24 protein-coding genes are annotated in these 12,224 nt (G+C 42.9%); 21 read left to right on the top strand and 3 right to left on the bottom strand.

What is annotated here, in order from left to right:
- Positions 1 to 4: 4 nt before the first annotated feature.
- On the bottom strand, positions 5 to 664 hold the full coding sequence (locus MKY93_RS14480; RefSeq protein ID WP_009498098.1) for a hypothetical protein: 660 nt from the start codon (positions 662 to 664) through the stop codon (positions 5 to 7).
- The gene (locus MKY93_RS14475) at positions 661 to 1,035 is read right to left on the bottom strand and encodes a helix-turn-helix domain-containing protein (RefSeq protein ID WP_009498097.1); all 375 of its coding nucleotides are present in this window, start codon (positions 1,033 to 1,035) and stop codon (positions 661 to 663) included. Before MKY93_RS14475 ends, MKY93_RS14480 begins: the two co-directional genes overlap by 4 nt.
- Before the next feature lie 120 nt (positions 1,036 to 1,155).
- Here MKY93_RS14475 and MKY93_RS14470 point away from each other — a divergent pair, with 120 nt between their 5' ends.
- Positions 1,156 to 1,389: a helix-turn-helix transcriptional regulator gene (locus MKY93_RS14470; RefSeq protein ID WP_040759432.1), complete on the top strand. Its 234-nt coding sequence runs from the start codon at positions 1,156 to 1,158 to the stop codon at positions 1,387 to 1,389.
- Between the two features lie 46 nt (positions 1,390 to 1,435).
- Here the strand turns inward: MKY93_RS14470 and MKY93_RS14465 are convergent, their stop codons facing one another.
- The gene (locus tag MKY93_RS14465) at positions 1,436 to 2,104 is read right to left on the bottom strand and encodes a hypothetical protein (protein WP_340759773.1); all 669 of its coding nucleotides are present in this window, start codon (positions 2,102 to 2,104) and stop codon (positions 1,436 to 1,438) included.
- A gap of 74 nt (positions 2,105 to 2,178) precedes the next feature.
- On the opposite strand from MKY93_RS14465, the gene MKY93_RS14460 reads away from it, so the two are divergent.
- From MKY93_RS14460 to MKY93_RS14365, 20 genes are all read left to right on the top strand, one after another.
- Positions 2,179 to 2,877 (top strand): Rha family transcriptional regulator, encoded by a 699-nt coding sequence (locus MKY93_RS14460; protein WP_340759771.1) that lies wholly within the window; start codon positions 2,179 to 2,181, stop codon positions 2,875 to 2,877.
- Between the two features lie 23 nt (positions 2,878 to 2,900).
- On the top strand, positions 2,901 to 3,197 hold the full coding sequence (locus tag MKY93_RS14455; RefSeq protein WP_445683510.1) for a DNA-binding protein: 297 nt from the start codon (positions 2,901 to 2,903) through the stop codon (positions 3,195 to 3,197).
- A gap of 181 nt (positions 3,198 to 3,378) precedes the next feature.
- Positions 3,379 to 3,669 (top strand): helix-turn-helix domain-containing protein, encoded by a 291-nt coding sequence (locus tag MKY93_RS14450; protein WP_340759768.1) that lies wholly within the window; start codon positions 3,379 to 3,381, stop codon positions 3,667 to 3,669.
- A gap of 9 nt (positions 3,670 to 3,678) precedes the next feature.
- A complete protein-coding gene (locus tag MKY93_RS14445; protein ID WP_340759766.1) occupies positions 3,679 to 3,822 on the top strand; it encodes a hypothetical protein in 144 nt (47 codons plus the stop codon).
- 274 nt (positions 3,823 to 4,096) lie between these two features.
- Complete coding sequence (locus MKY93_RS14440) at positions 4,097 to 4,273, top strand: hypothetical protein (RefSeq protein ID WP_340759764.1); 177 nt, start codon at positions 4,097 to 4,099, stop codon at positions 4,271 to 4,273.
- A 1-nt stretch (position 4,274) separates the two neighbouring features.
- On the top strand, positions 4,275 to 4,502 hold the full coding sequence (locus MKY93_RS14435; protein WP_340759762.1) for a hypothetical protein: 228 nt from the start codon (positions 4,275 to 4,277) through the stop codon (positions 4,500 to 4,502).
- Positions 4,503 to 4,594: 92 nt separating this feature from the next.
- Positions 4,595 to 6,574 (top strand): AAA family ATPase, encoded by a 1,980-nt coding sequence (locus MKY93_RS14430; RefSeq protein ID WP_340759760.1) that lies wholly within the window; start codon positions 4,595 to 4,597, stop codon positions 6,572 to 6,574.
- On the top strand, positions 6,575 to 7,492 hold the full coding sequence (locus MKY93_RS14425) for a RecT family recombinase (protein WP_340759758.1): 918 nt from the start codon (positions 6,575 to 6,577) through the stop codon (positions 7,490 to 7,492). It begins immediately after the preceding gene.
- Positions 7,492 to 8,193, top strand: coding sequence for an MBL fold metallo-hydrolase (locus MKY93_RS14420; RefSeq protein ID WP_340759756.1), 702 nt, complete (start codon positions 7,492 to 7,494; stop codon positions 8,191 to 8,193). The genes MKY93_RS14425 and MKY93_RS14420 overlap by 1 nt, the downstream gene beginning before the upstream one ends.
- 19 nt (positions 8,194 to 8,212) lie before the next feature.
- Positions 8,213 to 9,034, top strand: a complete 822-nt coding sequence (locus tag MKY93_RS14415; protein ID WP_340759754.1) for a phage replisome organizer N-terminal domain-containing protein — start codon at positions 8,213 to 8,215, stop codon at positions 9,032 to 9,034.
- Positions 8,958 to 9,821, top strand: a complete 864-nt coding sequence (locus MKY93_RS14410) for a DEAD/DEAH box helicase family protein (RefSeq protein ID WP_340759752.1) — start codon at positions 8,958 to 8,960, stop codon at positions 9,819 to 9,821. The genes MKY93_RS14415 and MKY93_RS14410 overlap by 77 nt, the downstream gene beginning before the upstream one ends.
- 11 nt (positions 9,822 to 9,832) lie before the next feature.
- A complete protein-coding gene (locus MKY93_RS14405) occupies positions 9,833 to 10,102 on the top strand; it encodes a hypothetical protein (protein ID WP_340759750.1) in 270 nt (89 codons plus the stop codon).
- Complete coding sequence (locus tag MKY93_RS14400; RefSeq protein WP_340759748.1) at positions 10,086 to 10,343, top strand: hypothetical protein; 258 nt, start codon at positions 10,086 to 10,088, stop codon at positions 10,341 to 10,343. The genes MKY93_RS14405 and MKY93_RS14400 overlap by 17 nt, the downstream gene beginning before the upstream one ends.
- Positions 10,336 to 10,488, top strand: coding sequence for a pilus assembly protein PilO (locus MKY93_RS14395; protein WP_340759747.1), 153 nt, complete (start codon positions 10,336 to 10,338; stop codon positions 10,486 to 10,488). The genes MKY93_RS14400 and MKY93_RS14395 overlap by 8 nt, the downstream gene beginning before the upstream one ends.
- Positions 10,485 to 10,652 carry a hypothetical protein gene (locus MKY93_RS14390; RefSeq protein ID WP_340759745.1) on the top strand — a complete coding sequence of 56 codons (168 nt, stop codon included), beginning with the start codon at positions 10,485 to 10,487 and terminating at the stop codon, positions 10,650 to 10,652. Before MKY93_RS14395 ends, MKY93_RS14390 begins: the two co-directional genes overlap by 4 nt.
- Before the next feature lies 1 nt (position 10,653).
- Positions 10,654 to 10,800 carry a hypothetical protein gene (locus tag MKY93_RS14385; protein WP_340759743.1) on the top strand — a complete coding sequence of 49 codons (147 nt, stop codon included), beginning with the start codon at positions 10,654 to 10,656 and terminating at the stop codon, positions 10,798 to 10,800.
- Complete coding sequence (locus MKY93_RS14380; RefSeq protein WP_340759741.1) at positions 10,797 to 11,126, top strand: hypothetical protein; 330 nt, start codon at positions 10,797 to 10,799, stop codon at positions 11,124 to 11,126. Before MKY93_RS14385 ends, MKY93_RS14380 begins: the two co-directional genes overlap by 4 nt.
- The gene (ssb, locus tag MKY93_RS14375; RefSeq protein WP_340759740.1) at positions 11,123 to 11,626 is read left to right on the top strand and encodes a single-stranded DNA-binding protein; all 504 of its coding nucleotides are present in this window, start codon (positions 11,123 to 11,125) and stop codon (positions 11,624 to 11,626) included. The genes MKY93_RS14380 and ssb overlap by 4 nt, the downstream gene beginning before the upstream one ends.
- Before the next feature lie 18 nt (positions 11,627 to 11,644).
- On the top strand, positions 11,645 to 11,920 hold the full coding sequence (locus tag MKY93_RS14370; RefSeq protein ID WP_340759738.1) for a hypothetical protein: 276 nt from the start codon (positions 11,645 to 11,647) through the stop codon (positions 11,918 to 11,920).
- Entirely contained in the window at positions 11,895 to 12,224 is a 330-nt protein-coding gene (locus MKY93_RS14365; RefSeq protein WP_340759736.1) for an HTH domain-containing protein, read from the top strand. The genes MKY93_RS14370 and MKY93_RS14365 overlap by 26 nt, the downstream gene beginning before the upstream one ends.

Here is a 12,224-nt window from a genome sequence, read left to right as displayed (position 1 = left end):
TTTCTCATAGTTTGAGTACAGTATATTTATATGAACGGCCTTTTTTCTCTATGGATATCTGTTTTGTTGCTGCACAATAATCCAAAACATTTTTTACTTCCAATTCGCTCCATTGCTCTTCCTGTAGAGCGGAAAATAGTTTCGTTTTATTAAGATCTGGATTGGTACGAATGAGTGACTTAATCCGATTGATACGACCTTCAAATATGTCAGGGCCTAATGCAAGCAACTTATTCCCTACTCTCTTTTTTAAACGAGTGAATTCTTTTAGATCTCCATTAAACAACTTTTCGTTCATCACAGAGATAGCCATATCACATATTTCCGATGCTATTGAATAAAAGCCGTATTCCTCTGCGATGTAGAAGGGAGCTGTATAATATACACTTCCGAGTGGCGTGTAGCTATCCAGTACTTTTATGTATTGCTTAAAGGCTCCGATGCGATTGCCACTCTCCTCCAATTTCAACCCGTTTTGATAAAGAGAATAATAGTCTTCGAAATTATCGTTTTCTGAGGGAAAAGTTATGGGGGATTTTCCGTCTGGATAGTCATTTGCATACCAACAATTTAGTTCTGGATCGGACTCAGGATTATGGACCCAATCTATCATACGGTCAACTAAATCTTCTATGGAAGTATTCTCCGATTTAATATTAGTCACCTCTTATCCCTCCGAATAATTTCCCACATCTCTCGAAGTTTCCGGACATCTTCTTCATCGGACTCGGGTAGCTTACGGTACCAGCGTTCTAGCTCTGGGTCATTGGCGAATGCTTGGAACTCTTTTTCTTCAGTAATGTCCTCTTCGTTCCAGTAATCAGCCAGCTTCATTAATTCGCCATAATCACAATTATAAGCTCGCGATATCATTTTCAAAGTTTCAGGAGTAGGGTTAATAGGTTTGCCGGACCTCTTATCGAAACCTTTTTCTACAGTGTCTAAATAGGTATGGCTGATACCTATTCGTTTCGCCGCATCTCTTAAAGACTCTTTCCCTCTTAATTCTTTTATAAATTCACCTAAGTTTTTCATATCATCACCTGTAATACATACTTTACATTATTATCTTCATAAATAAAATAAAAACATTGTAAATCTTTGTTGACATGTTTGTTATACATGTGTTACATTATATGCAAGGAGGTGTTATACATGTCTAACAAACTTCGACAGTTTCGTAAGGAAGTCGGAATGTCGTTGTCAGAACTAGCGAAAAGGGCAAAGACTTCACGGCAGACTCTTACTAACATTGAACTACATGGTCAAGAACCAGGCGTGTATTTAGCGTTGTCTATAGCTGAAGCATTAAAAACTGATCCGAGGGAGATTTTTTTTGAAAATGTTGTTATACAAGGTTTACAATCGAAGGAAGAAGAAGTCGGATAGGAGGTGAGACCAATGGATGTCCACTGGTCAGATTGGTTGGTTTTCATTATGTCGATTTTTGTTCTGATGGCTTCGATTGTGGTAGCGATTGCTTCCAAGAACTAATGTCGTATATTACCCCGTGGAATTTAAACCTTTTACGACTCGTTATTGCGAACGGATCTTTTCTGAACTTTGCATGCATAGCCACTTTGAAAGAGAATCCTAATTTTTCGCTAGATTCACCAGGAAAAATTAAAATGCTGAATCGCGTGAAAGAGTTAGCTTTGAATATTCCGTGGTTAGCATCCGGGATATTTAACTCAGTTAGTTTAGGATCCTTTTCGTTGTCTGGGTCTACTGCCATCCATAGAGGAAGTGTTCTGTGCTGAAGGGCCGTTGAACGCCTTGTCAAGAAACTCACGTTAATGTTGGTAGTTGGATTAAAAGCCCTAAGATCGAAAAACGCAATATCTTTCGGTGAAGGATTTACAACTTCCATAGTCAACAGAAGAGCATCGTCATAAGATGCAGGTTCACTATTGTTGTCGGCAAAAAAGGCAGTACCAGCTTCAACGACAGTTAAGTCTTTTGAGATATTTACATTTAGCGTTTTGCGGTTGCTCCAAGCTACTGCAATAGACACGATTAAAGCGATTGCTGAGATGACAACTGAAGCAATCGTCAGCATGTTTTCAATTTGCAACACCTTCAGTTGATCCATCCAAATATTCATAACTTATCCTCCCATCTATTACAAGTTTACCAGATGGAGAGGAACAAAAAGAACATTAGATAGGAGAGATGGTAATGAATCAATTAGTCATCATGCAAGATCGAAAAGCTGTAACGTCTTCACTTCGGGTCGCAGAGGACTTCGAAAGGAATCACCGAGATGTATTAAAGTCAATCGACGAACTAAAAGAAGGGGTTGCGCAAAACTTCGCAGACCTATTTCATGAGACAACTTACATGCACGAACAGAACAAACAGGAATACAGAATGTTTTACATGAACCGTGATGGTTTCACGCTTTTAGCAATGGGCTTTACCGGAAAGAGGGCACTCGATTTCAAACTTAAATATATCCAAGCGTTCAACCAAATGGAAGAACAACTGAAACAGCCAAGTAACAGAACGCTACTATTAGAAACTGCGCTTGAGCACGAAAAGAAGCTCGAAACGCACGACAAGCGAATTAATTATCTAGAGAACAGTATGCGGATCAACGGACCACAAGAACAACGTATTGGAAAGAATGCTCGCGGAAGAATTGTTGAATGTTTAGGTGGCAAGGAATCTAAAGCCTACCAAGAGATTAGTAGAAAGGTGTTCTCCCATTTCTGGAATGAATTCAAGAACTACTTCGAAGTCCCGCGTTATGGCGAGTTGCCGAAAGTTAATTTTGAAGAAGCTTTGCAATTCATTCAAGAATGGTCGCCGGATACGGCGCTAAGGTTAGAAATCAAGAAGTTGAATAATCAACAACAATTACGGCTTGTGGAATGAAAGGAGTGTAATACATGTTAACTATGGAGATTGATTACGAGAAGTTGGCAGATGCGCTTGCGCCAAAATTACTTGGGGGACTGCAAGAAATAGTTGATAGGCAACTTGAAAATCAAGAAATACCGTACATGTTAACTATTGATCAACTAATGAAGTTTCTACACATTAAACGGTGGAAAGCTTCCGAGTTGTTGGGCAGATCAGACTTTCCGGTATTGAGAGAAGCGGGAGTATTAATTCCGAGGGACAAGTTGTTTGAGTGGATCGATCGTAACTTGGATTGGGTGGAAGATAACACCGGTTATTTTAAAGCGGTGTAACGAGAGGGCCAGGCGATAACCCGGCTAGTTGGAAAGGCAGGTGAGGTTGTAATTTCGAGGTGAGTAGGAGGGGTTATCTGTACTTACCTTCATTAATAATATTAGCAGATTCATAGATAATTACTGTTCATTGTTTGAACATGTTCAGATTTTGAACATTTAGGGTTGAGGGGGTGAGTAGATGAACGTTGGACAACTCTTGCGCTCCACACGAAAAAGAGCGGGTTTAACACAAGAGGACATGTCCCCGTTAGTCAATATTTCAAGAAGCACCATATCTAAAGTCGAACGCAACGAAATGACACTGGCAACGGAGGATTTTATCCGATGGCTGCAGACGATCCGAGCAAAACTGGCAGCTAATACAACAACACTAGAGACGAGTTTATATGTAATCAATGGAGTGGATATCAATCTATTGGTAGACATGCTAACGAAAGTAGTAGGCGGAATTATCAGTTTCTTATTCTAGGAGGCAATCATGAGAAAAGAAAAACAGTCGGACAAACTCAGAAAAGAACTAGCTCAATTCGTAGCGAAAATGCAGCTAGAAGGCATCGACATTATGACAATAAAAAAGCCGATCGACGCGGGAACGTCAATCAGCTGTGTTAAGGAAATATGATATTTGATTAATTTCATTATAACACAAAGACGGAGCTTTGGCTCCTGTCGAGTAGTCCGGGATCATGCCAAAATTTTGCCCCCAAAATTAACGGTAAATACCACTCTAGTTCCCGGATTACTCGATGGGATTCACACCATCAGAAAGGAGATGACAAGATGACAGACTACGGAAATTGGTTGCTGGTAACAATCTTGTTGCCAATCGTTGCATTTGGTTTAGGAATCCTCTGGAATGAGGCTGGTCATCAATTAAAGAGGGAGCGTGATGTGGAATGAAAACGTATCGATGGGAGATCATTCCGATGGAAGGTGAGTCGACATTCGTTTTGACTTCTGCAGACAGTGTGTTGGTAGCGGCTCAAACTTTCGAAGAGAATTACGGCAACCACATCAGTATTTACGCCATTCGTAAGGCTGCTGAAATCATTGAGTTTGAGGAGGCGATCTGACATGAAGGTAAAAGAGCTGATTGTTCATCTTCTGGATCTTGACATGGACTCCGAAATTGAAATACCCATTGAGTCAGAAGCGGATGGCGATACATTTGGATTGAAACTGCAAGAGAAAGTGTGGAAAGACATTCCCTTTGAGCAACTGATAATCCAATTAGATGATTACGTTCTGTTAGGGAAAAGTGAATACGAAAAGATGATGGATCAGCTTAGTAAGCAAAAATAAACCCGCTGCGACAACAGCGAGTTCGGGGTTCTGATTAATTCTATTACTCACATTTTAATACAGAGCCCCTCAAATGACAAGGAGGAATCATTTTGAAAAACATTAAATTGATCAATCTCACACTCAAAAACTTCAAGGGTATCAAGTCCTTGGAGTTGGACGCAGCAGGCGATGACCTGAAAGTATACGGCGACAATGCTACTGGAAAGACTTCAATCTTCGACGGTTTCCTATGGTTGCTTTTTAACAAGGATAGCAACAATCGATCGGACTTCTCCATTAAGACGTTGGACGGCGGCAAAGAAATTAACAACCTAGAACACGAGGTGTCCGCTTCATTCACTGTAGACGGTGTACCGCTGTCACTTCGGAAAGTCTACCAAGAAGAATGGAAGAAAAAGCGCGGTGCTCCGATGGCTGAATTCACGGGACATAAAACGGATTACTACATCGATGCGGTTCCGGTTAAGAAAAAAGAGTACGAAGAAAAGGTTGGCTCCATCGTAAAAGAAGAGGTGTTCAAGTTACTAACCAATCCGCTCTACTTTAACGAACAGGTTAAATGGCAGGACCGCAGAGCGACATTGCTCGAAGTGTGCGGCGATGTAGAACTAGAAGACGTTCTGGCATTCAACAGCGAGCTGACGGACCTACCAGCCATCCTGAAAGGACGAGCTATCGAGGATCATCGAAAAATGATTGCAGCTAGGAAAACAGAGATCAACAAAGAACTAGAACGGATTCCGGTCCGAATTGATGAACTGAACAACTCCATGCCAAAAGTTACTATCGATGCATCTTCTATAGAAGTAGAAATCGCAAAGGTAGAAAAAGAGATTGACGCGTCCTCTGCGCAAATCAACAACATCAGAAATGGATCAGCTATCACGGCGAAGCAAAACGATTTGCGCCAATTAGAAATGGATCTTGAATCAATCAAGCGTGAGCTAGAATCTGATGCAACAGAGCAGGGCTACAAGGTGCAAGCGCGTATCCAAGAAGAACAGTCGAATATATCAATTATGCAACGTAAAGCGGATGATCTGACTCATCAAATTGAATTAAGCGAAAAGGATATTGTTCGTTACGATGAAGAAATGTCGGAGCTTCGAGATCAGTGGGATAAAGAAGATGCACGTTCTTTTGAACACCAGGAAGAATGCGAGTGTCCTACGTGCGGACAAACTCTTCCTGGTGCTGAACTTCAAGTAGCAAGGGAAAAGGCGGAAGCTACTTTTAATTTAAAGCAATCTAATGAAAAAGAACGAATTAGCGCGCTTGGTAAATCAATCAAAGCGGATAAAGACGAAAAACTTGAAAAGGTCGAGAAGCTGAAAGGGCAGAAGAGCAATTTGAAAGCAGAAATCGATGCCAAAAAGCCTCTCATCGAAAAGTTGGACGCCGAATTGAATCAGCTCCGCGCATCAATCCAGTACGCGCGACAGAATCAGAAATATACCGACAAGCAGCAAAAGATACAGAAGGTCATAGATGAAATTGAAAGCTTGAAATCAAGCGCTGACGAAGCCGTAGCAGCTATTGAAAAAGAGGTGTCTGAACTGAAATTAAAGCGCTCTGAATTGAATGCCAGCATTGCCCAACATTCGCAGGCAGAAGCGAGCAAAAAACGGATTGCTGAACTAGAAGAGCAACAGGCAGAACTCGCTCAGGAATTCGAGAACATTGAGAGAGAACTGTATCTCACTGAGTCGTTTATCCGATCCAAAGTAGAGCTTCTGGAAAGTAAGATCAACGGCAAATTCAAGTACGCTCGCTTTAAATTATTCGAAACGCAGATCAATGGTGGCTTGAAAGAAGTTTGTGAGACTACGTATGAGGGAGTTCCTTATTCCAGTGGGTTGAATAACGCTGCTCGAATCAATATAGGCATCGACATCATCAACACGCTGACAGAACACTTCGGCATCCGCGCACCTATCTTTGTCGATAACGCAGAGGCGGTTACACGGATAGCAGACACGGATTCCCAGCTGATTAGTTTGGTTGTATCAGAAAAGGACAAGCAGTTGCGGATCGAAAGCCAGTCGAATGATATGAAGGAGGCAATCTAAATGAATAATCAGTTACAACCCCAAAACAACACACCGGCAGAAAAAAAGAACGAGCTAGTTACTAAAGTGGCTACCAAGGTGCAAACGATGGTTGAAAACAATCAAATCAACATCCCGAATAACTATTCTATTGTGAACGCGGTCCAAGCCGCCTATTTCAAACTAACCGAAGTAGATTTCAAAAAGAAAACTTCACTGATGGATACAGCTACACCGGACAGCGTTGCGTTTTCATTGCAAGACATGGCAATCCAAGCATTGAGCGTCGCCAAGAATCAAGGTTACTTCATCGTTTACGGAGATAAAATGCAGTTCGTCCGTTCGTATCATGGTACACAGGCGGTTCTTAAGCGGCTGAACGGCGTGAAAGATGTATGGGCTAACGTTATCTGGAAAGGTGAGACGTTCGATGTGGAGTACAACGATAGAGGACAATTGGCTTTCAAGTCTCACACAGTAGATTGGCAAGCGGCTACCGGAAAGAAAGAAGATATCCAAGGCGCTTATTGCATCATCGAGCGTGAAGATGGCGTGCAATTCTTGACAGTTATGACGATGGCAGAGATTCAAACATCGTGGTCCCAATCTTCAATGACGGCTGTGCAAGATAAGTACCCACAAGAAATGGCAAAGCGTACTGTGATTAACCGTGCTTCTAAGGCGTTCATCAATACTTCTGATGATAGTGACCTGTTTATTGGCGCTGTCAATCGTACAACCGAAAACGAATTTGAAGATGACCGCCCAATCAAAGAAATCAATCCGCAGCATGAGATTGATCAGAACGCTAACAAAGAAGTGTTAGATTTCACTGAACCTGAACAAGCGCCGGAACCAGTACAGGAGCCGGAACCAGAATTAGTAAGGGAGCCAGTCAGACAACCTGAACCCGCTTCATCAGGCGGACCAGGCTTCTAATGATCGAAATCCAAACATTGGCAACAGGCAGCACGGGTAACTGTTACATGATTGACGATGGTCGCACTCAGCTCTTAATCGAGTGCGGCATATCGTTCAGAAACATTCAGAAGGCGCTCGATTTCAAGACTAGCAATATAGCAGGTGTATTAGTCTCGCACGAGCACAAAGACCACTGTAAGGCCGTCAAAGACGTTGCAGACAGAGGGCTTGATATTTACATGTCACAAGGCACAGCAGACGCAATCAGCATTATGCACCACCGCATACGCCCCATTGAATGTAAGAAGACTTTCAGACTTGGCACATGGACCATATTGCCGTTCGATGTCCAGCACGATGCAGCAGAGCCGTTTGGCTTTCTGATAGCCAATGACGCAGGGGACAAGCTGTTATTTGCGACAGATACCTACTACATCAAATACAAGTTTTCTGGACTGACTCACTTGATGGTTGAGTGTAATTATTCATATAAAATTCTTTCTGAAAACATTAATTCAGGACGGATACCGGAGTTTCTAAAAAATCGAGTCATGAAGTCACATTTTAGCTTGGAGAATGTAATTACATTTCTGAAAGCTAACGATCTATCGAAGGTTCAGGAGATTCATTTACTACATCTATCAGATTCAAACAGCGACGAAAAATTATTCAAAAAAGAGGTACAGGCAGCGACAGGAAAGCTCGTATTTGTGCCCTAAAGGGAAAGGTGATTTAACCATGAGTAATGTGAAGTGGATCAAGCTGAGCACGCAGATGTTTGAGGATGAAAAAATAAGGCTGATCGAGCAGATGCCGGAGGCGGATACCATTCTCATTATCTGGGTCAAGTTGCTATCTCAAGCAGGGAAAACGAACGCGAACGGCTACATCTATCTAAGCGAGAACATCCCTTACACAGACGAAATGCTAGCGACTATTTTTAATCGTCCACTGGGAACTGTTCGGATGGCTTTGGAGGTTTTTAAACAATTCGACATGATAGAAATTGATGACGAAAGTTTTATAAATATATCAAACTGGGACAAGCATCAGAGTGTCCAAGGACTTGATAAAATACGCCAGCAAAATCGTGAAAGGGTGGCCCGTCACCGCGAGAAAAAGAAGATTGAAAGTGGTAACGCGGATGTAACGTTACCGTGTAACGGTGATGTAACAGACAAAGAACTAGATTTAGAACTAGAACTAGAACTAGATAAAGATATAAAAGATATAGTCCCGTACCGGGACATTGTCGATTACCTGAACGAGAAATGTAATCGTGATTTTAAAGCGAGTACACAAAAAACAAAAGACATGATCAAAGCACGCTGGAAGGAAGGCTTCACGCTTGATGATTTCAAGTTGGTGATAGACATCAAGTCAAACCAATGGCTGACAGACGAGAAAATGAACGCCTTCCTCCGTCCGCTTACGCTTTTTGGAACTAAGTTCGAATCTTACCTGAACGAAGGGAGGACTAACAATGCAACCAATATCAGAGGTCATGGACGTGATCATGCAAAGGGCCAGCAAGAATATGCCGATGGAGTTAACTTCTGAATACTGTGAGCACAAGACGTATGTAAGTGGACGAGAAGTCGTTCAGCAGTTCCAGAAGATCCGTTACGAAGGAGTGTTGCAATGCCCTCGATGTGAAAGTGAACGGCTTACGGAAGATTTGCAACGTGCGGAAAGCGACCGAGCAAATGCAGCTTTCCACAACGAGAAATACATCGTCTTGCAGAAGCAAAGTTTGCTGAAGGATATGACCCTGCTGGACGCTACGCTCAAAAACTTTCAGGTGACTGAAGGATCCGAAGAGGAAACCAACAAGAAGCGAGCAGTCAAAGCTGTTCAGCAATACCGATCAGGAAACACATTCAACACATTGTTGGTAGGCAATCCAGGATCTGGAAAGAGTCACCTGGCAATGAGCATTATTCGTAACCTGAATGAAACGGATGACAAGCAACGGAGCTGCTTATTCATCGACTTGGACGAAATGCTTTCCAGAGTGCGTGACAGCTTTTCAAATCGTGAAAGCAAATATACAGAGCAGTATTTCATTCGTCTGCTGTCAGAGGTCGACTATTTGGTACTGGATGATCTTGGTGCCGAAACAGGTTCCACGAACACTGAAAAGACGGCATCAGACTACACAATGCGTATTCTCAAAGGTATCGCAGATGCTAGGCAAAGTAAGTCGACGATTTTCACGACAAACCTAGGGCGTGCCGGTCTTGAGCGAATGTACGATCCAAAGACGGTTTCAAGGCTGCTAAGAGACACGTATCTTATAAAATTTGACGAATCAACAGATAAACGGATTAAGAATATTGAATTTTAGGAGGCTTTGCTATGAAACTAACAAACGAAATGGTGTATCACTACGCTGCGGAGTGGCATGCGCACGGTCGAGATCTTTTTGAACTGGATGACGGCGATGTTCTCCTGCTGAATAACGGACTGGAAGTGAAGTTGTCGAATGATAGCCATCCGGAATTTATACAGGGGATTGCACGAATGTTAGGAGACGAAGAGGTTGCCGGGGTGTTTATTTATGGCAATCGGGATGCTTATATACATTTTTTTAAAACAGGGGGAATGTTGAATGTGCAACAGAACTAACGAAGCCAGAAAAAGAACCGGGCTTATCAAGTTGAATTCGTTACAAAATGAGGCGTTAAAAAAATTGATAACCGCGTCTTCCAACGACATCGAGGAAATACTCGAACTTCATGCTCGCAAAAGAAACAGCGGCGGCTGGAAAATGAAAACCTACGAGTCTTTGAACGGTCTTTGTCAGTGCGACATGGCAAGAGCGTTGCTAATTGGTTACAGGGTTGAGGATGGTGAATCCAATGCCTAACTGGATCAACAACGGCGGCATCTACATGCTTCCCCGCCCAAACAAAGTGGACAAGCAGCAGATTAAGCGGGAGATGGATGCACTGGAAGCGAAGTTGCAAATTGCAGAGGCGGCTATTGCTGCGCGAGAGGGGATGACGGCGTGAACAAGGCGGAACGAAAACGCCGCACTCAAACACTTGTGGATGCTTTGAGTTGGTATGGGATCAAATCAATAAACGGATACAGCCTGCATGCGATACAAGATCACGCTTTGCGTAAACGGTTGGCAGAAGAAAGGGCGAAAAGTCATGATCAGAGCACGCGTTGAAATGAGTAGAGAGACCGAAAAGCAATACATGATCGATCAATTAAACCGTCTCGGAATCTATGAAACTGTGAAAGTCGAGGATCTGCGGGATGTCGGGTACTACAATTTGCGGAGTATGTTGGCTGCGGCTAGGGCGGTGAGGGTGTGAGTTGGAATACAGTTGAATGTCCTTATTGTGAGCATGAAAACGATATGTCGGATGGCTTAACTGATTTACCAAGCGACAATAGATTTGATACTGAATGTGAAATTTGTGAAAAAGAATTCGAAGTAGAGGTTGAATTTAGCCCAGATTATTCAGGTTCGAAAATTGAATATAAGGACTGCGATTTGTGCGGCGAAAGCGTGAGAGATATTAACGAGAAGGGTCGGATGTTTCCGTTCCCTGAAAACACAAATGCAACTAAATTATGCAAATCCTGCCGACGGAAATTAATGAAAAAGCAGTACGATTTAGAGAAGGTGAAATCATGATCAATCGCGTCGTATTAGTTGGCCGACTAACGAAAGATCCTGAATTAAAATACACGCAATCAGGTATCGCGGTCTGCAGATTCACTCTTGCCTGCAACCGTCCGTTTAAAAACGAAGGCGGAGAACAGCAAGCCGATTTCATCAACTGTGTTGCATGGCGCAAACAAGCCGAGAACGTAGCGAACTATTTGCACAAAGGTAGTCTAGCCGGAGTGGATGGACGGATTCAGACTGGCAGTTTTGAGGGGCAGGACGGCAAGCGTGTTTTCACAGTGGAAGTCGTTACGGATAGCACTCAGTTCCTTGAACCAAAATCCAACCGTTCGGAACAGCCGAATAACGCACAGCAAGCTCCACAGCAGACGCAAAACTACGGACAGACAAATACTCAATCAAACTACCAGACAGGCCAAGGCGGCTACGGTGGACAAGCGCAAGGCGATCCGTTTAACAATCCGAGCGGACCGATAGAAGTCACGGATGACGATTTACCATTTTGAGTTAAGGGGATGACCAAAATGCAAGATCACACAATTACAATATCGGCTGGATCTTTGCAAGAGCGAAACATGAGAGTGCGTGAATTGCTCAGTCGGGGCTACATGCCAATTAAGTTTTTCGAGCGTCAGACGGAATACGTCGGCGTTACCGAAGGGCGTTACGTGGACAAAGACGGTAAACAACAGCGCGTAAAGTCGACAGCGATTACAAGTAGGTTTTGTGTAGTCATGCGGAAGCGAGGTGTACATCGTGAGCACAAAAGAGCGTATGCGGAAGAGGCAGCAACGTCTTAATATTTTTGTAAGGATTGACGAGTTGCTGACACAAACATGCGAAGAGTGTCAGCAGACCATGAATGCGGATCTGGCCAGTCGTTACGAATGCGACTGTCCCGCATCCTTGGAATTGCGAAAACTTGGATTGAAATTAGGAGGCTTGGAAAAAGTTAAAACGCGTCCATTTACGGAAAAAGACGATCGGATGATTTTGAAGCACTACCCCGAATTGAGCGGAAGTCAAATTGCGAAGTTGCTAAACCGGACTAGAGGCTCTATCTACACGCGGGTGAAGATACTCAAGCAAAGAGGTATTTTTTGA

The sequence above is a fragment of the Sporosarcina sp. FSL W7-1283 genome, assembly GCF_038003105.1.
Classification (GTDB): domain Bacteria; phylum Bacillota; class Bacilli; order Bacillales_A; family Planococcaceae; genus Sporosarcina; species Sporosarcina newyorkensis.
The sequence above is the reverse complement of the archived record's forward strand: the minus strand, read 5'-3'. Positions and strand labels throughout refer to the sequence as shown.